This window comes from Candidatus Symbiopectobacterium sp. NZEC127 (genome assembly GCF_025962675.1).
Lineage (GTDB): Bacteria > Pseudomonadota > Gammaproteobacteria > Enterobacterales > Enterobacteriaceae > Symbiopectobacterium.
Genome location: NZ_JAGFPG010000007.1, coordinates 60,165 through 78,817 on the forward strand (window position 1 = coordinate 60,165; position 18,653 = coordinate 78,817).

At 56.5% G+C, this 18,653-nt stretch carries 17 protein-coding genes; 10 read left to right on the forward strand and 7 right to left on the reverse strand.

Annotated elements, in window-relative coordinates; translation table 11 throughout:
- Positions 1 to 302 precede the first annotated feature (302 nt).
- The 5 genes from J5069_RS20305 to hemC form a co-directional block, all read right to left on the reverse strand.
- Positions 303 to 1,742, reverse strand: a complete 1,440-nt coding sequence (locus J5069_RS20305) for a glycoside hydrolase family 1 protein (RefSeq protein ID WP_264645563.1) — start codon at positions 1,740 to 1,742, stop codon at positions 303 to 305.
- A gap of 132 nt (positions 1,743 to 1,874) precedes the next feature.
- On the reverse strand, positions 1,875 to 3,065 hold the full coding sequence (hemY, locus tag J5069_RS20310) for a protoheme IX biogenesis protein HemY (RefSeq protein WP_264645564.1): 1,191 nt from the start codon (positions 3,063 to 3,065) through the stop codon (positions 1,875 to 1,877).
- 2 nt (positions 3,066 to 3,067) lie between these two features.
- Positions 3,068 to 4,213 carry a uroporphyrinogen-III C-methyltransferase gene (gene hemX / locus J5069_RS20315; protein ID WP_264645565.1) on the reverse strand — a complete coding sequence of 382 codons (1,146 nt, stop codon included), beginning with the start codon at positions 4,211 to 4,213 and terminating at the stop codon, positions 3,068 to 3,070.
- Positions 4,214 to 4,259: 46 nt separating this feature from the next.
- Positions 4,260 to 5,000, reverse strand: a complete 741-nt coding sequence (gene hemD / locus J5069_RS20320) for a uroporphyrinogen-III synthase (protein WP_264645566.1) — start codon at positions 4,998 to 5,000, stop codon at positions 4,260 to 4,262.
- A complete protein-coding gene (hemC, locus tag J5069_RS20325; RefSeq protein WP_264645567.1) occupies positions 4,997 to 5,938 on the reverse strand; it encodes a hydroxymethylbilane synthase in 942 nt (313 codons plus the stop codon). Before hemC ends, hemD begins: the two co-directional genes overlap by 4 nt.
- Before the next feature lie 335 nt (positions 5,939 to 6,273).
- Between hemC and J5069_RS20330 the strand changes: the two genes are divergently transcribed.
- Positions 6,274 to 8,829, forward strand: a complete 2,556-nt coding sequence (locus tag J5069_RS20330) for a class I adenylate cyclase (protein WP_264645568.1) — start codon at positions 6,274 to 6,276, stop codon at positions 8,827 to 8,829.
- Between the two features lie 42 nt (positions 8,830 to 8,871).
- Here J5069_RS20330 and cyaY read toward each other — a convergent pair whose 3' ends face one another.
- Positions 8,872 to 9,207 carry an iron donor protein CyaY gene (gene cyaY, locus J5069_RS20335; RefSeq protein ID WP_264645569.1) on the reverse strand — a complete coding sequence of 112 codons (336 nt, stop codon included), beginning with the start codon at positions 9,205 to 9,207 and terminating at the stop codon, positions 8,872 to 8,874.
- A 77-nt stretch (positions 9,208 to 9,284) separates the two neighbouring features.
- On the opposite strand from cyaY, the gene lptM reads away from it, so the two are divergent.
- The 9 genes from lptM (at position 9,285) to J5069_RS20380 (ending at position 17,744) form a co-directional block, all read left to right on the forward strand.
- Complete coding sequence (lptM, locus tag J5069_RS20340; protein ID WP_319801690.1) at positions 9,285 to 9,440, forward strand: LPS translocon maturation chaperone LptM; 156 nt, start codon at positions 9,285 to 9,287, stop codon at positions 9,438 to 9,440.
- A gap of 83 nt (positions 9,441 to 9,523) precedes the next feature.
- A complete protein-coding gene (gene dapF / locus J5069_RS20345) occupies positions 9,524 to 10,348 on the forward strand; it encodes a diaminopimelate epimerase (protein ID WP_264645571.1) in 825 nt (274 codons plus the stop codon).
- Entirely contained in the window at positions 10,345 to 11,049 is a 705-nt protein-coding gene (locus J5069_RS20350; RefSeq protein ID WP_264645572.1) for a DUF484 domain-containing protein, read from the forward strand. Before dapF ends, J5069_RS20350 begins: the two co-directional genes overlap by 4 nt.
- Positions 11,046 to 11,963 carry a tyrosine recombinase XerC gene (gene xerC / locus J5069_RS20355; protein WP_264645573.1) on the forward strand — a complete coding sequence of 306 codons (918 nt, stop codon included), beginning with the start codon at positions 11,046 to 11,048 and terminating at the stop codon, positions 11,961 to 11,963. The genes J5069_RS20350 and xerC overlap by 4 nt, the downstream gene beginning before the upstream one ends.
- Complete coding sequence (gene yigB, locus J5069_RS20360; RefSeq protein WP_264645725.1) at positions 11,963 to 12,679, forward strand: 5-amino-6-(5-phospho-D-ribitylamino)uracil phosphatase YigB; 717 nt, start codon at positions 11,963 to 11,965, stop codon at positions 12,677 to 12,679. The genes xerC and yigB overlap by 1 nt, the downstream gene beginning before the upstream one ends.
- 83 nt (positions 12,680 to 12,762) lie before the next feature.
- Entirely contained in the window at positions 12,763 to 14,925 is a 2,163-nt protein-coding gene (gene uvrD, locus J5069_RS20365) for a DNA helicase II (protein ID WP_264645574.1), read from the forward strand.
- A gap of 14 nt (positions 14,926 to 14,939) precedes the next feature.
- A complete protein-coding gene (locus J5069_RS20370) occupies positions 14,940 to 15,137 on the forward strand; it encodes a hypothetical protein (protein WP_264645575.1) in 198 nt (65 codons plus the stop codon).
- A 393-nt stretch (positions 15,138 to 15,530) separates the two neighbouring features.
- Complete coding sequence (corA, locus tag J5069_RS20375; protein ID WP_195314450.1) at positions 15,531 to 16,481, forward strand: magnesium/cobalt transporter CorA; 951 nt, start codon at positions 15,531 to 15,533, stop codon at positions 16,479 to 16,481.
- Between the two features lie 204 nt (positions 16,482 to 16,685).
- Entirely contained in the window at positions 16,686 to 17,744 is a 1,059-nt protein-coding gene (locus J5069_RS20380) for an AbrB family transcriptional regulator (RefSeq protein WP_264645576.1), read from the forward strand.
- On the opposite strand, the gene rarD is transcribed toward J5069_RS20380, so the two are convergent.
- The gene (gene rarD / locus J5069_RS20385) at positions 17,715 to 18,623 is read right to left on the reverse strand and encodes an EamA family transporter RarD (protein ID WP_264645577.1); all 909 of its coding nucleotides are present in this window, start codon (positions 18,621 to 18,623) and stop codon (positions 17,715 to 17,717) included. The two genes, J5069_RS20380 and rarD, sit on opposite strands and share 30 nt — an antisense overlap.
- Positions 18,624 to 18,653 lie beyond the last annotated feature (30 nt).

Below are 18,653 nucleotides of genomic sequence, written 5' to 3' on the forward strand. Positions count from 1 at the left end.
TTCTTTTTTTGTTTTCACTATGGCAACGATCTGGCACGTTTCATGCTAGTATAATACTGTAGATGCTCATTCCACCTTCTATGTTTGCTTCGGCTTCATAATCCTGGGAATGATGCAGAGCCGTTTACAGGTGCCTATCGTCCACCGCCAGATGACGTTGTGGTTAGCAGTTTTGCTGCGTTTCACAACACCATCGGACTTTTCGGACATTACGTTGAGTGAGGCACTTAACTGCAGTCTTTTATGACCTGATCTTATTCAACGCTTGCCGTTTATTGGCAAGCGTTTTTTTTGCGCCGTTTTTAGTGCGTGAGATCTTCACCGTGGCTGGCAATGACCTTTTGATACCAGGAGAAGGATTTTTTCTTGTGACGATCGCCGCTGCCTGAGAGGGTGTCATCGAGATCAACATAGATAAAGCCGTAGCGCTTGGACATTTCGCCGGTCGACATGCTGACCAAATCGATACAGCCCCAGGGGGTGTAGCCCATCAGGGTCACACCGTCAGCAATGGCATCAGCCATCGCCTCAATATGCTGGCGCAGATAATTGATGCGGTAATCGTCCGCCACGTAGAGGTTGCTGTCGGGTTTATCGATCGCACCCAATCCGTTTTCCACGACAAACAGGGGTTTACCGTACCGGTCATAAAGCTGGTTCAGCGCGATGCGCAGGCCGATCGGGTCGATCTCCCATCCCCATTCGCTGGCCTCAAGGAACGGATTGCGCGTTCCGCCCAGTAAATTGCCTTCAGCATCGTCTCCCTCCGCGTGGGTTTCATCCACGGTGGTCGACATGTAGTAGCTGAAACCGATGTAATCAACGGTATTATTCGCCAGCAGTTCAAGATCGCCGGGCTCGATCGCCAGAGTGACGCCGAGTGAATCCCACAACCGTGGTGCATAGTAGGGATATTTGCCGTTGGCTTGCACATCGGCGCAATAGAAGTTGAAGGATTGCGTGCGTTGCATGGCCGCCAACTGATTCACCGGGTTGCTGTCGTAGGCGTAGGTTGTGGCATAAATAATCATGCAGCCCATCTGGATAGTGGGATTGACCTCGCGGGCAATTTTGGTTGCCAGACTGCTGGCGACAAACTGGTGATGCCATGCCTGAAATTTTGCCTGTGCGTCCCGAGCCCCGGTTTTCACCACCAGCCCTTGGCTCATGATCGGAAAATGCGCCGCGCTGTTGATCTCATTGAAGGTCATCCAATACTTGACCTTGTGCCCGTAACGCTCAAGCACCGTGCGAGAAAAACGCTCGAAAAAACCGACCAGCGCGCGGTTTTTCCAGCCGCCGTAGACGGTAGCCAGATGCAGCGGCAGTTCGTAGTGAGAAATCGTGATAACCGGTTCGATGCCGTGGGCGAGACAGGTATCAATCACCGCATCGTAGTGCGCCAGACCCGCTTCATTAGGTGTTTGTTCCACGCCGTTAGGGTAGATACGGGTCCAGGCAATGGAAAAACGGTAACACTTGAAGCCCATTTCAGCGAACAGCGCGATATCTTCTTTGAAACGGTGGTAATGATCGATGCCCTTGTGGTTAGGGTAAGTATAGCGCTCGGTATCCAGCGAAAAATCGAAGGATTCAGACGCGACGATGGCTAAGCGTGCTTTGCCGCCAGGGAGGGTGTCCACAATCGACAGTCCCTTGCCCGCTTCATCGTATGCGCCTTCCACCTGATTGGCGGCGGTGGCACCGCCCCACAGGAATTCGGGAGGAAATCGTGTACTCATGGGCTGCTCCTTTTATTATCTAAAATGAAACCGGTTTCATTTTACTGCGCAACAGTACAAAAACGTGTCTGTTTTGCTGATTTTACGGGTGGGGTAGCGCTGCCCCAGAAGGTGGGGCAGCGGGGAGTGCGATTAAGACGGGGCTTGTAGTGTGAGTAACAGCCCTTCACGACGCATTTGAGCTGCTTCTTCCGGCAGGCGCAGATGGTCAAAGGCATCGGCACGCCAGGCGTAATCAAAGGCATCCGGGCGCAGCGCCAACGCGGCGGCAAACGCATCGCTGGCCTGCTGCCATTCCCCCTGTTTCAGCATTAACTGTCCCAGCGTACTGTGCAGCAACGCGCTGTTATCATGCTGTTTTAGCAACTGACGCAGGAGTTTTTCCAACGCGGCCGGTTCGCCTGCGGCCAGACGAGGCATCAGCAGTACCAGACGCTCATCGTAGTGGCGCTTCAAACCGTCGATCACGATCTGCTGGGCGGTGTGGTGATCGTCACAGGCGATAAGGTGCTCGGCCATAGCCACTTGCAATGGCAAATCTTGTCGTACCTTGCGGCTTTGTTCTTTCCACCACTGCTTCAGGCCTTCACTGCCGCCTTCCGCCATCGCTTGTTCCATCAGGCCGAGCAGAGCGGATTGGCGCAACGTCTCCACCTCCTCCTCGGTACGGATCTGGGTTTTGCGCATGGCAGGCAGAATATCCAACAGCGCACCGTAAGCGTGGGTACGTTGGAATGCCAGCTCAGCCAGGCGTAATACTTCAGGATGGCGCGGCGCGTATGCCAGTAAACGATCGACGCCATGGCGTGCGGCGTGATCCTCGTTGCGAGCCAGTTGGATGCGCACGCGGGTGATGTCTACCGGCAGCTGATCGGTGTCGGCCATTTCAGCCGCTCGCTCCAGATACTGTCGGGTGCGAAATTCGTCACCACGCTGTTGTGCGGCTTCGGCGGCCAGCAAATAGTTCACCACCGGTTGCTCTGCATGATCCGCGTTACGCGTCAGCAGTTTTTCTACCTGAAGATAATCGCCTTCGGCCAGTTTAAGCAGGGCTGCTTTGGTCTGTTTTCTGGCGCGCGTGCGTTTACGGCCCAGGAACCAGCCGCGGGTGCGCTCGCCGGTACGAAACACGCGACGCAACAGCCACTCCAGTGCAAACAGCACCACCAACAGCAGCACCAGCATGATCGCCAGCGCTGTGACGCTGGTTTCGATATTGTAGGTATCGGTTTGCACCAGCACATAGCCCTGACGCCCGGCGAGCATCGGGCCAATCACTACGCCAGCAATAAGGATCAGGAACAAGAACAGCACTTTCAGCATGATCAGCCCTCCTGTTGCTGCGCAGGCGATTGCGCCAGCAAATTACGCACTCGCGTTTGCATCAGTTTTTCCAGCAGCGGCTGGCTTTGCAGCGTAGTAGGAACATCCAGAGAGACCGGCTGCTGGCTTAAGCTGTCAACCTGTTCCAGAAAGGCTTTGGTGCCGGGATCGCTGGTATCAAAATAAGCCCGAACCCAGGTGGATACCGCTTCTAGTGACTGTTTATACGTCTCGTTCTGATGACGCGGCACGGCTTGTGCGGCGGTCAGCAGGCGTGCACGGATGTTTTCACGCAGGTAGAAATCCTGATTCGGGGCCAGCAGCGGCTCGGCATTGCTGTCACGGCGGCGAATGGTAATAAAATCGGCCATGAAGTTGTGCCAGCTTTTACTCAGATTCTGCCGCCATTCGCTGAGGGTGGCTGAAAGCTCGCCGTCGGTTTCATCCATTGGCGCGTCATCGTCCTGGGTGTTATCGGCCAGACGCAGATTGTCGACCTGATCGGTTAACTGATTCACCCGCAAAATAATGCCGTCGAAATCCACCTGACCGACTGAGGCCAGCGCGCTGATATCATTGGCAATCGCGCGGCGCAGTTCAAGCAGACTCGGATCGTTCATGTCAGCCAGACTGCCATCGGCACTTTTCAGCAGCGCGCCCGCGGTCAGCACATCTTTATCACTCCACAGCTTGCGTCCGGCCAGTTTGACCAGAAAATCCGCCTGTGCCAGCAGCCAGGTACTGGTATCGTGATTGGAAAGGGCGGCCAGTTTCTGACTGAGTTCGCTGGATTGACGCGTAACCACGTCCAACTGGTGCGCGGCGCTGTCCTGCCACTGTTTTTGTTGTGCCAGCGCGGCCTGCCACGCCGTTTTATCCTGCTGATACTGTTGCTGTAGCGCCGCCAACTCGCCCTTCGTTTGCGCCAGGGACGCGGCGTTTTGTTTCTCCTGCTGCTGTCCGAGGTAGTACACGCCCCCGCTTAACAGCAGAGCGATAGCAATGGCTACGCCACCCAGCACGCGGCCATGTCCTGCACGGTCCCGGCGCGGTTCATCCTGCGACGCGGCGTCGGAGGACGAAAACGTGGCATCAGGGCGCTCTGTCACCGTTTCCGGTGGGGTTGAAGGGGTATGGTGTTCCGTCATAATGGGTCATCCCATGGTCTGGTTTGTTGTACGGTTGGCCGTGCAGTCACGATAGCAGACGCACAAGCGCGTCGTTATCGGCATTGTCCGCGATAAGCACGTCACGCCAGCCAAGCTGGCGCGCCTCTAGCGCCAACCGTTCGCTAACAACGATAACCTGGCAGTGGAGCAGCCAGGATTCGCGATAATAATTCGGCACCAGCGCATACAGCTGATGCAGCATATCGCCGCTGGTGATCACCAGACGATCGATACCGAGTTGCTGCCAATGTCGGCTCTGTTCCGGCCCATCATAATAGACCGGGCTGCGCTGATAACATTCACAATAGCTGACCTGTGCGCCGCGTTCTGCGAGCGTGGTTGCCAGCAGCTCTCTGCCGCCATTCCCTCGTAATAATAGCGCGTTTTTGCCACTAATATTTTGTAATTCTGGCAGTTGCAGCAGCATTTCGCTGGTTTCCCGCTCGGGAGGATAGGCCACGGCGCGAGAGGCGGCCTGGTGCAACGCCAGCGCGGTGGTGCGTCCGATGGCGTAATAGACCGGGATGGCGGGCCACGATAAACCCGCTTGCGTGAGTGCGGCGGCGGCATAGCGCACGGCGTGCTGCGACAGCGCGAACAGCATATCGCCCTCACGCAGCGCCGCCAGCCGTGCTGACAGGGAAGGTAATTCACTGCCGGGGGAGAAATCGATAAGCGGGCTGTGGCAGGCGGCGCGGCCGAGCTTGCGCAGCCGTTCCACCAGAGCCTCCCCCGCCGGTGACGGGCGCGTCACCAGAATGGTCATGATGAGCCAGCGCCCTGATAAACGGCGTGCAGAATGGCGTGTGCGCCGTTAGCTAACAGCTCTTCCGCCAGATCGATACCCATGCGTTCCGCCTCGCTGGCGGGCCCGATGCGCTCGCCGCGAATCATCTTGCTGCCATCGGGTGCGCCAACCAAGGCTCTTAGCCAGAGTTGCCCCGCATTGAGTTCAGCATAGCTGCCGATGGGAACCTGGCAGCCACCGTCGAGGCGAAGATTCATGGCGCGTTCAGCAAGCACGCGGCAGGCGGTCGGTTCATGGTTGAGCGGTGCCAGCAGTTCGCGCACGCGGGCGTCGTTTTCCCGGCATTCGATACCAATCGCACCCTGACCGACGGCGGGCAGCGACTCTTCCGGGGTGAGCGGCGTGCGAATGCGTTCAGACAGATTCAGGCGTGACAGCCCGGCGACGGCCAAAATAATGGCGTCATAGTCGCCGTTGTCCAGCTTGCCCAGGCGAGTTCCAACGTTACCGCGCAAATCGCGGATGATCAGGTCAGGGCGGCGAGCGCGCAACTGGCACTGGCGGCGCAGGCTGGAGGTGCCGACGCAGCTTCCGAGCGGGAGATCGGCCAGGCTGGCATAGTGGTTCGAGACAAAGGCATCGCGCGGATCGTCACGCTCACAAATGGTATACAAACCAAGGCCGTCGGGGAACGATACCGGCACATCTTTCATCGAGTGCACGGCGATATCCGCGCGGTCTTCCAGCAAGGCGCGTTCCAGCTCTTTAACAAACAGCCCCTTGCCGCCCACTTTAGCCAGCGGCGTATCCAGGATGATGTCGCCGCGCGTCACCATGGGAACCAGTTCAACCTGCAACGTAGGGTAATAGTGCTGCAACCGTTGTTGCACATAGTGTGCTTGCCACAGCGCAAGCGGGCTTTGTCGGGTGGCAATTCTAAGGGTGTTGTCTACCATGCTTAATACCGTTTTTATCATTTAGCGCCATCGTATCACTGAGACGCCCAGGTGTCAGCGTTCCGGCGCTGAAGGTGCTGGATAGCGACGGGAAGGTGCGTGTTTTCACCATGAGGTGGGAGGATCGCGGCGTAATCATGCCAGAGAGCGAGGGGCAATAAGAGAAAGTAAGCTAATAGTGGCTAACTTTCTTTAGTTTCTTTACGCTCAATGAGCAAGGTGTTAGATTGATCACGTTTCCAGCACTATCTTATCAGTCACTCCTCTAATTCTATTGCTGATAAGTTTGGAACACGGGGTTTTTTCTAGGCACTGGGATAATCAGGCGGACCGTCTTGTACTTCTACATCGAGACTTTGAAGCAGAGACTGGACGCGATCAACCAACTGCGAGTTGACCGCGCTCTGGAAGCAATGAAACCCGCTTTTCAGCAGGTTTATCGCCTTCTGCCCGTATTATTGCACCACCATCATCCGCTCATGCCGGGTTACCTTGAAGGTAAGGTTCCGCACGGTGTGTGCACTTTCACGCCTGATGAAAACCAACAGCGCTATGTCGACAGCATTGAGCTGCGCTGGGGAGAGATCCCCGCCATCAATTCGCAGGGTGAATTGCCGATTACCGGCGTTTACTCCATGGGCAGCACCTCGTCCATCGGCCAGAGTTGCTCCTCCGATCTGGATATCTGGGTGTGCCACCAATCCTGGCTAGACCACGAAGAGCACCAGCGTTTACAGCAGAAATGTACCCTGCTGGAGCAATGGGCGGCGGCGCAAGGGGTGGATGTCAGCTTCTTCCTGATTGACGAGAACCGTTTCCGTCACAATGAAAGCGGCAGCCTGGGCGGCGAAGATTGCGGCTCGACGCAGCATATCCTGTTGCTGGACGAGTTTTACCGCACCGCCGTGCGCATGGCCGGTAAACGCCTGCTGTGGCATATGGTGCCGGTTGAAGAAGAAGAGCATTACGACGAATACGTCCTGTCGCTCTATGCACAGGGTGCGCTTGCGCCCAACGAGTGGCTGGATCTGGGCGGATTGAGTTCGCTCTCGGCGGAAGAGTATTTCGGTGCCAGCCTGTGGCAACTGTATAAAAGCATCGATTCCCCGTATAAAGCGGTATTGAAGACCCTGCTGCTCGAGGCCTATTCCTGGCAATACCCTGACGCGCGCTTGCTGTCGATGGATATCAAAGCCCGGCTGCACAAAGGGGAGATCGTGGCATTTGGGCTCGATCCCTATTGTATGATGTTGGATCGGGTGACCGAATACCTCACGCAAATTGAAGACCCGACGCGCCTCGATCTGGCGCGGCGTTGTTTTTATCTCAAAGTGTGCGAAAAACTGTCGCGTGAAAAAGCCTGCGTAGGCTGGCGGCGGCAGATCCTAAGCCAGTTGGTGCAAGAGTGGGGCTGGAGCAGCGAACACCTTGCCATGCTGGATAACCGCGCCAACTGGAAAATCGAGCGCGTGCGTGAAGCGCACAATGAATTGCTCGATGCGATGATGCAAACCTATCGCAACCTGATCCGCTTCGCGCGGCGCAACAACCTGAGCGTGAGCGCCAGTCCGCAGGATATCGGCGTGCTGACGCGTAAGCTGTATGCCGCCTTTGAAGCGCTGCCGGGTAAAGTGACGCTGCTCAATCCGCAAATTTCGCCGGACCTGTCCGAAGCGGATCTGACCTTTATCTATGTTCCGGCGGGCCGCGCCAACCGCTCCGGCTGGTATCTGTACAATCAGGCACCGTCTATGGATGCCATCATCAGCCATCAGCCGCTGGAATATAACCGCTACCTGAACAAGCTGGTGGCGTGGGCCTATTTTAACGGACTGCTGACCCCGAATACGCGCCTGCACATCAAAGGCAGCGAACAGATCGATATTGCCCGCCTGCGTGAATTGGTGGATGACGTTTCCTGTCACTTCCCGCTGCGTTTACCGGCTCCAACGCCTAAGGCGCTGTACAGCCCGTGTGAAATTCGGCATCTGGCGATCATCGTTAATCTGGAGCACGACCCAACGGCGGCATTCCGCAATCAAGTGGTGCACTTTGATTTCCGCCATCTGGACGTATTCAGTTTCGGCGAGCAGCAGCAGTGCCTGGTAGGCAGCATTGACCTGCTGTACCGTAATTCGTGGAATGAAGTGCGAACCCTGCATTTCAACGGCGAGCAATCCGTGCTGGAAGCGCTGAAAACCATTTTGGGTAAAATGCATCAGGATGCGGCGCTGCCGGAGTCGTTGGAAGTGTTCTGCTACAGCCAGCACCTGCGCGGTTTGATTCGCACGCGCGTGCAGCAACTGGTGTCCGAGTGTATTGAACTGCGCCTGACCAGCACCCGACAAGAGCCGGGCCGCTTCAAAGCGGTTAAAGTGGCAGGGCAGACCTGGGGTCTGTTCTTCGAACGCCTGAGCGTATCGGTGCAGAAGCTGGAAAATGCGGTGGAGTTTTACGGCGCGATTTCCAACAACAAACTGCAAGGGTTGCCCACGCAGGTGGAGACCAACCATATCCACCTGCCAGCGGTAATAGACGGCGTGGCGAGTGAAGGGATCATCCAGTTCTTCTTTGAAGATCTGCCGGAAGAGCAAGGATTCAATATCTTTATTCTGGATGAATCGAACCGCGTTGAGGTTTATCACCACTGTGAAGGCAGTAAGGAAGAGCTGGTACGTGACGTGAGCCGTTTTTATTCTTCGTCCCACGACCGCTTTACCTACGGCTCCAGCTTTATCAATTTCAACCTGCCGCAGTTCTACCAGATTGTGCAGTTAGAGGGTCGGGCGCAGGTGATTCCTTTTCGCAGCACCACGCTGTCTCATTTGAACCTCTCGTCGGGCAAAGAAGGTGCCTCTCCCGCGATCAAACAGCGACTGCACATGCTGTAACGCTCTGGTTGTCCTTGCTGGCAACAGAGCGTTATTCCCGCGTTAACCGAATGAGACGGCCTCACCGGCCTGAGCACTGCATGCCTGCGCCAGCAGCGCAAAAAAGGATTCGCCGCTGCGATCGCAGATCCACTGCTCGTTCTGACCATTTTCTGGCTGATACGTAAAGTGGTAGCCACCGGCTTTGGTCGCCAACCATACCTGATGCAGCGGCTCCTGGCGGTTGATGACAATCTTGCTGCCGTTTTCGAAACTCAGTGTCATCACGCCGCCGTTGGTTTCGTAATCGATATCGGCATCACCGTCGAAGTCGTCCAACGCTTCTTCGATCGTCAACATTAACGCATCCGCTAATTGATGAAACTCACTGTCGTTCATTTTCGATTCCTATTGCTTTTCATGATCCACCTGCGATTATAGAGAGCATGCATAGATGATTGACAGGTCTTAATGACATGAAGCAGGTATTTCGTTCATTTTCTCTGGCGCTGACGCTGCTGGGATTGGTGGGTTGCGGGCTGAAAGGGCCGCTGTATATGCCAAACGGTGAGCCGACCAACACCTCAGACTCACAGAAGAATACGCATCAAAAGCCGTCGATGCGTCCGTAACCGGCACGGTTATGTTTTATTACCACGAATAACAGGTCACGATAGCAATTACCGCGCCCGGTTACATCAGCGGAGTCAGAATAATGCAGTTCGCTAAAATGCATGGTTTGGGCAATGATTTTATGGTTGTCGATGCCGTTACGCAAAATGTCTATTTTTCGCCTGAGCTGATTCGGCGTCTGTCGGATCGCCATCGCGGGGTGGGGTTTGATCAACTGCTGGTGGTCGAACCGCCCTACGACCCTGAGCTGGATTTTCACTACCGTATTTTCAATGCGGATGGCAGTGAAGTGGCCCAGTGCGGTAACGGCGCGCGCTGTTTCGCCCGTTTCGTGCGTATCAAAGGGCTGACCAACAAGCGCGATATTGCGGTGAGTACCCATACCGGGCGCATGGTGCTCAGCGTCACGGATGATGAGCTGGTGCGGGTGAACATGGGCGAGCCGGATTTTGAACCGCAGCGCGTGCCGTTTCGGGCCGCCAAGGCGGAGAAAACCTACATTCTGCGCGCCAACGATCATACGGTGCTGTGCGGCGTGGTCTCCATGGGCAACCCGCACTGCGTGATTCAGGTTGACGATGTTGATACGGCCAATGTGGAAACCTTAGGTCCGGTGCTGGAAAGCCACGAGCGTTTCCCTGAGCGCGTCAACGTCGGGTTTATGCAGATTGTCGATCGCAGCCACATTCGCCTGCGGGTGTATGAGCGCGGTGCCGGTGAAACGCAGGCCTGCGGCAGCGGCGCCTGTGCCGCCGTGGTGGTGGGCATTCAGCAAGGGTTATTGGCGGATGAAGTTCGCGTCTCGTTGCCGGGGGGCGATCTGGATATCCATTGGAAAGGGGTCGGGCATCCGCTTTATATGACCGGTCCTGCCACCCATGTTTATGATGGATTTATTCATTTATGAAGCAGGTCGAGGAACAGGCAGAACGCCAGAACGCACTGAGTGACGAACTGATTTTGCAGTTCCTGCAACAGAACCCTGATTTCTTTATCCGCAATGCGCGGCAGGTCGAGCAAATGCACATCCCGCACCCGGTGCGGGGGACCGTCTCCCTGGTGGAATGGCAGTTGGCGCGTCAGCGGAACCACATCGCGCAGTTGGAAGAAGAGATCACCTTGTTGATGGAGCAGGCGCGCGGCAACGAAGTGTTGTTCCGTCATCTGCTGGAGTTACAGACCGATTTGTCAGCGGCTACTGGCCTGCATGACTTGCTTGAACGCCTACAGCGCTGGGCGCGCCAACAAGGGTTGGTTGGCGCGGATATCCGCCTGTTCAGTGACAAATGGCGCATCAGCGCGCCTTCGCGTTTTACCCATCTGGCGCTGTCGCGTTCATTGTTCGAACCGCTGCGCATACAGCGTCTGCGTGACAATAACCACTATCTTGGCAGCCTGAACGGGCCGGAGTTGCTGTTACTGCTACCGCAGGCGCGGCAGGTGGGTTCCGTGGCGCTGTCGCTGCTGGGAAAACACGACTCACTGGGCGTGGTGATTTTCAGCAGTCGCGACAGCCATCACTATCAAGACGGCATGGGCACCGTGCTGCTGCAACATCTGGCCAACCTGCTGCCGGACATGCTGGCGCGCTGGGTTGAACGGGTATGAGCGACCCCGCGCTGCCCTCGCCACTGCTGACCTCGGTCGCCGCGTTTTTACGTTATTTGAAAGCGGAACGCCAGCTTAGCCCACTGACGCAGGAAAATTACTGCCGCCAACTGGGTGCCATTGCCGCCATGCTCGATGAAATGGGCATTACCGACTGGCGCACGCTGGATGCGGCGGGGGTACGCTCAGTGGCCGCGCGCAGCAAACGCGGCGGGTTGCAAGCGGCAAGTCTGGCGCTGCGTCTTTCGGCACTGCGCAGTTTTCTTGATTGGCAGGTGGCGCAAGGGGCGTTAACCGCCAACCCGGCGCGCGGTATTTCTGCGCCCAAAGCGGGTCGGCATCTGCCGAAAAACATGGATGTGGATGAAGTGAATCGCCTGTTGGAGATCGATCTCAACGATCCGCTGGCGGTGCGCGATCGCGCCATGCTGGAAGTGATGTACGGCGCTGGCTTGCGTTTAGCCGAACTGGTCGGCATGGAATGTCGTCACGTTGATTTGGACGGCGGCGAAGTGTGGGTAGTCGGTAAGGGCAGCAAAGAGCGTAAGCTGCCGCTGGGTCGTACCGCTGTGCACTGGCTGCGCGAGTGGCTGGAACGGCGTGAGCTGTTTGGCCCGGAAGATGACGCCATCTTCATTACGCGGCAGGGGAAGCGCATTTCGATGCGCAACGTGCAAAAGCGCTTTGCCGAATGGGGTATCAAGCAGGGGCTGAACAGCCACGTTCATCCACATAAGCTACGTCACTCTTTTGCCACCCATATGCTGGAATCGAGCGGTGACCTGCGTGCGGTGCAGGAACTGCTGGGGCATGCCAATCTTTCGACCACGCAAATCTATACCCATTTGGATTTTCAGCATTTGGCGACGGTGTACGATGCCGCACACCCGCGTGCCAAACGAGGGAAGACATGATGCACTTTTACCGTCCACTGGCACCGATAGCCGCCATGACGTTTGATTTAGACGATACGCTGTACGATAACCGTGACGTGATTCGGCGCACGCAACAGGAGTCGGTGCGTTTCCTGCAAGCGTTTCACCCTGCTCTGAGTGCGGTGCAGTCCAGCGATTTGCAGCGCATCCGCGAAGCGCTGCGCGAGCAGGAGCCAGAGATATACCATGATGTCACAGAGTGGCGTCGCCGGGCAGTAGAGCAATTGCTGCGTGAGGCGGGGCTGGATGCAGCGACGGCCAGTAGCGGTGCAGCGCAGGTGATGGCGAACTTTGCCCACTGGCGCAGCCAGATTACGCCTTCGCAAGAAACCCATGATACGTTGCACGCCTTGTCCCAGCGCTGGCCGCTGGTGGCTATCACTAATGGCAATGCCGATCCCAGCCGCTTCGGGCTGGATCGCTACTTTCAGTTTATCCTGCGCGCGGGACCGGATGGTCGCGCCAAGCCCTTTGGCGATATGTATCATCGAGCGGCGCAGGCGCTGGGCGTGGAACCGGTGCAGATTTTGCACGTGGGTGACGATTTGACCACCGACGTGGCAGGCGCAGTGCGTAATGGCTTGCAAGCGTGCTGGATTAACCTGCATGAAGGCAACCTGATGCAGATTGAAGATGCACGGTTGTTGCCGCATGTGGAAATTTCCCGGTTGGCATTGCTCACAACGCTGCTATAATTCTGCTAATTTAGCTGTATAAATCACCAGTGAAGTAAGTGCCCCTGGGGTTACTGCTTGTCTGTTAACGGATGACTGTACCGATGGACGTTTCTGAACTTCTTGATGGCCTGAACAATAAACAGCGCGATGTGGTTGCCGCGCCGCGTGGGAATCTTCTGGTACTGGCGGGTGCCGGAAGCGGAAAAACGCGGGTGCTGGTGCACCGTATCGCCTGGTTGACGTCCGTTGAGCAGTGTTCGCCCTATTCCATTATGGCGGTGACGTTCACCAATAAGGCAGCGGCGGAGATGCGTCACCGCATCGAGCATTTGATCGGCACCAGTCAGGGCGGCATGTGGATCGGCACCTTCCACGGTCTGGCGCACCGTCTGCTGCGCGCGCACCATCTTGATGCCGGTCTGCCGCAGGATTTTCAGATTCTGGACAGCGAAGATCAGCTGCGTCTGCTCAAGCGCCTGATTCGGGCGCTGAATCTGGATGAGAAACAGTGGCCTGCACGCCAGGCGATGTGGTACATCAACGGCAAGAAAGACGAAGGACTACGCCCGCAGCATATCGAAAGCTATGGCAATCCCGTCGAACAGACCTGGCTAAAAGTGTATCAGGCCTATCAGGAAGCGTGCGATCGTGCCGGGCTGGTCGATTTTGCCGAACTGCTGCTGCGCGCCCACGAACTGTGGCTGAACAAACCCCATATCCTCAGCCACTACCGCGAACGCTTCACCAATATTCTGGTGGACGAATTTCAGGATACCAACCGTATTCAGTACGCCTGGATCCGCATGCTGGCAGGCGACAGCGCCAGCGTGATGATCGTCGGTGATGACGATCAGTCAATTTATGGCTGGCGCGGGGCGCAGGTGGAAAACATCCAGCTGTTTTTAAATGACTTCCCCAAAGCCGAAACCATTCGTCTGGAACAGAACTATCGCTCTACCGGCAATATTCTTACCGCGGCCAATGCGTTGATTGCGCACAACGGCGGGCGCTTGGGTAAAAACCTGTGGACGGACGATGCGCAGGGGGATCCCATCTCCCTGTACTGCGCGTTTAACGAGCTGGATGAAGCGCGTTTTGTGGTTAATCGCATCAAGGTGTGGCAGGAAAATGGCGGTGCACTCAAAGAAAACGCCATCCTGTATCGCAGTAACGCCCAATCGCGCGTGCTGGAAGAGGCCTTGTTGCAACAGAGCATGCCGTACCGGATTTATGGTGGTATGCGCTTCTTCGAACGTCAGGAAATCAAAGACGCGCTCGCCTATTTGCGCCTGATTGCCAACCGCAATGATGATGCGGCGTTTGAGCGCGTGGTGAATACCCCAACGCGTGGCATCGGCGATCGCACCTTGGACGTGGTGCGCCAGACTGCGCGCGATCGGCAGGTGACGCTGTGGCAATCCTGCCGGGCACTGTTGCAAGAGAAAGCGCTGGCAGGGCGTGCCGCCTCTGCATTGCAGCGCTTCCTGGAACTGGTGGAGGCACTGGCCTATGAAACGGCCGATTTGCCGCTGCACGTGCAAACCGATCGTGCTATCAAAGATTCCGGCCTGTGGCAGATGTACGAGCAGGAAAACGGTGAGAAAGGGCAAGCGCGGGTAGAAAACCTGGAGGAACTGGTGACGGCAACGCGCCAGTTCAGCTATCAGGAAGAGGATATGGACCTGATGCCGTTGCAGGCCTTTCTCTCTCACGCCGCATTGGAAGCGGGTGAAGGGCAGGCTGATGCTTATCAGGATGCGGTGCAACTGATGACGCTGCACTCCGCTAAAGGGCTGGAGTTTCCGCAGGTGTTTATCGTTGGCATGGAAGAAGGCATGTTCCCGAGCCAGATGTCGCTGGATGAGGGCGGGCGTCTCGAAGAAGAGCGCCGTTTGGCCTATGTCGGCGTGACGCGTGCCATGCAGAAGCTCACCCTGACCTACGCCGAAAGCCGGCGCTTATACGGCAAAGAAACCTATCATCGCCCATCGCGTTTTGTCGGTGAACTGCCTGTCGAGTGCGTGGAGGAAGTGCGCCTGCGTGCCAGCGTGTCTCGTCCGGTCAATCACCAGCGCTTGGGTACGCCGATTAGCCAAAGTGACAGCGGCTATGCGTTAGGCCAGCGGGTGCGCCACGACAAATTTGGTGAAGGCACCATCATTAATCTGGAAGGCAGCGGTGAGCATGCTCGTTTGCAGGTGGCATTTCAGGGGCAAGGTATCAAGTGGCTGGTCGCCGCCTATGCGCGGTTGGAGACGGTATAACACAGGCACTAAAATTGTCGCATTTCACGGAAGATGGCCTGATTGGCGAATTCTATGTGCTCGATCGCGATGCCTGGCAGGTCGAGGTGATGAACAATCTGGATCAGGTGCCTGCGGTGGGTGCATATCTTCAGGTCAGCTTTCCCAATTTTGCCGGTGCGCCGGGCTTTCCGGTACGGGCGATTGCCTATCTGCCTGACGATGAGCGCTAAACGGCATTAAGGCGGCGCGGGAAAATCACCTCCGCCGCTCGTGCTTATCGTTCGACGCAGAATTGAACAATTCGTGCATCTTTTAACTGTCACAGTTTAAAAGTTGACAGCCTTTTTCATCTCGGCGTAACATGCGCCCATCATTATTCCCGGAGGACCCCGCCTTGGACACACCCAGTCGATACTGGCTCATTAATCAATTGATTACTAACCATTCCTAAGGCTTCCCGCTGTGATATCGGTAGCCCTGGTGGTTATCGGTGATGTTGTATCCCTCCGTCATCAAATTGAGTCAGCACCGTCGGTTCGAAACCTGTTGGTGCCCTGTCATCACCGTTTCTGTGCTTCATCGCGTCCGTCTTTCTCTGTTACCGCACTAGGAGCACATGGCCTATGCTGAGCGCATTTAAACTGGATAACTGCCGTTTATCCCGTCTGGAACTGGACGACACCGATGATATCGCCGCCTCCGTGTGGGTGGATTTGGTCGAGCCTGAAGATGAAGAGCGTGAGCTGGTGCAAAACCGGTTGGGGCAGAGCCTGGCAACGCGCCCTGAACTGGAAGATATCGAAGCATCGGCTCGTTTCTTCGAAGACGAAGACGGCCTGCATATCCACTCCTTTTTCTTCTTCGAAGACGCGGACGATCACGCTGGAAACTCCACCGTGGCATTCACCATTCGCGACGGACGTTTGTATACGCTGCGTGAGCGCGAGTTACCGGCCTTTCGTCTGTACCGGATGCGCGCGCGCAACCAGACGCTGGTGGACGGTAACGCCTACGAACTGTTGCTCGATCTGTTTGAAACCAAGATTGAACAGCTGGCTGATGAAATTGAAAACATCTACAGCGATCTGGAATCGTTGAGCCGCGTGATCATGGAAGGGCGTCAGGGTGAAGAGTACGACGAGGCGCTGTCGACGCTGGCGGAATTAGAAGACGTGGGTTGGAAGGTGCGCCTGTGTTTGATGGATACCCAGCGTGCGTTGAATTTCCTGGTGCGCCGTGCGCGCTTGCCGAGCGGGCAATTGGAGCAGGCGCGTGAGATCCTGCGCGATATCGAATCCCTGTTGCCGCACAATGAATCCCTGTTTCAGAAGGTCAACTTCCTGATGCAGGCGGCGATGGGCTTTATCAATATCGAGCAGAGCCGCATTATCAAGATCTTCTCGGTGGTATCCGTGGTGTTCCTGCCACCGACGCTGGTGGCGTCCAGCTACGGCATGAACTTTGAGTTTATGCCGGAACTGCACTGGTCGTTTGGTTATCCGGGGGCCATCGTGCTGATGATCCTGGCTGGATTGGCACCGTACCTCTACTTCAAGCGCAAAAACTGGCTGTAACAATATCCCTATGCTTCCCGGCGCAAGCCGGGAACGCGCTCATTTTCGGCTTCTATACCCTAAATAATTCGAGTTGCATGAACGAGTGCAGCCAACGCACAGGCAGCTTGAAGTATGACGGGTATACGATCATTTCCATATTCATGAGTCCCCCTTCTGTTTAGAATGAAACCTCTACAGGTTTTGTCATATCAGGTTGTCGCTATGGGAAGGGTTTCGCCCTTGGCGCAGTGGGGAGTGCTGCTGGTTGCTTCTCTGCTGCTGGGGTTGGTATTGCAGTGGTTCCATGTTCCGGCTGCGTTTCTGTTAGGGCCGATGATGGTTGGCGTCGTCATGGGGTTGAAAGGGGCGACGATCCGCATGCCTCCCGCTTATTTTTGGGCCGCCAATGCCATCCTTGGCTGTCTGGTGGCGCAAAGCCTCTCCCTCTCTATTTTGAGTCCGCTGTTGCAGGAATGGCCGTTAGTGTTGGGCATTCTGGTAGCGACCCTTGCCGCCAGCGGTTTTTCTGGCTGGTTACTGGTCAAATTCAGCGCCTTACCCGGCACCACCGGGGCCTGGGGCGCGTCACCCGGCGGAGCCTCGGCCATGGTCGCCATGTCGAGCGAATTTGGTGCCGATGTACGTCTGGTGGCGTTTATGCAATACCTGCGCGTGCTGATGGTGACGGCTGCCGCCGCGTTTGTGGCGCGCTTGAGCCTGGGTGAAACGGCAGCACATAACACCGCCGCACTGATCTGGTTTCCGGCGCTCGACTGGCGTTTTTTTGCCACGCTCGGCGTGGCATGTTGCGGCGTGCTGTTGGGGCGCTGGCTGCGCCTGCCGTCCGGCGCGCTGCTGGGGCCGATGATCCTCGGGGCCGCGCTGCACTCTACCGGCACGCTGATGCTGCAAACGCCGGAGTGGATACTTGCCTTGGCCTATGCGTTTATCGGTTGGAGTGTCGGCTTAAGCTTTACCCGCCCGATCTTCCTGCTGGCAATCCGTACCTTGCCGCACATGATGGCCTCGATTGTCGGCCTGATGGTGCTGTGCGGAGGGATGGCTTACGGGGTAACGCTGTTGCTGCCGGTGGATATTCTTACCGCCTATCTGGCGACCAGCCCCGGCGGGTTGGACTCCATTGCCGTCATTGCGGCGGGCAGCAACGTCGATATGGCCTTCGTGATTGCGATGCAAACCCTGCGGCTGTTTTCGACGCTGCTGTTTAGCCCGGTGCTGTCACGCTACATCTCACGCCACACGGCGCTGAACGCGACGTAATTTATGCTGGGCGATGAGGGCATCAATGATAAACAGCGCCAGCGCCGCCCAGATAAAACCGAATGCGACCATTTTGTCGCTGCCGAGCGGTTCACCATAGAGCGTAACCGCGATAATAAACATCAGCGTCGGGCCGAGGTACTGAAAGAACCCGAGCGTGGACAGGCGCATTCTCATTGCAGCGGCGGTGAAAAACAGCAGCGGTACGGTGGTCACGATGCCTGCGCTCACCAACAGCAGATTGAGCGTCGTACTGTTATTACCAAGGTGGCTGCTCGGTGTGTCGGCGATAAAAAACAGATAGATAATTGCCGCAGGCAGCAGCCACAGGGTTTCAATCAGCATGCCGGTCTGGCCGTCTACGCCGAGTTTCTTGCGCAATAGGCCATAGATAGCGAAGCTAAAGGCCAGCGCCAGAGCAATCACCGGTACCGAGCCAAACTGCCAAAGCTGAATCAGAACGCCGCTGAACGCCAACAATACCGCACACCATTGCAGGCGGCGGAAACGCTCACCGAGAAAAATCATTCCCAGCATCACGTTAACCAGTGGGTTGATAAAATAGCCCAGGCTGGCTTCCAGAATATGATTGTGGTTTACCGCCCAAATGTAGAGCAGCCAGTTGCCGCCCACCAGCACGGCGGTCAGCGCCAGCAACATCAGCGTTTTGGGTGACCCCATAACGTGCTGTACCTGACGCCATTTGCGGCTGACGCTCACCAAAACCAGCATGAAGAGAAACGACCAGATAATCCGGTGCGTAAGGATTTCTGTGGCAGGCACCGCGCCAATCAGCTTGAAGTAGACGGGTGCGATGCCCCAAATGAAATAGGCGCCAAGAGCGAATAATACACCCTGGCGTGATTGCTGTTCATTCATGTGGAAGGCTTACTCAACGGACTGAAGAGG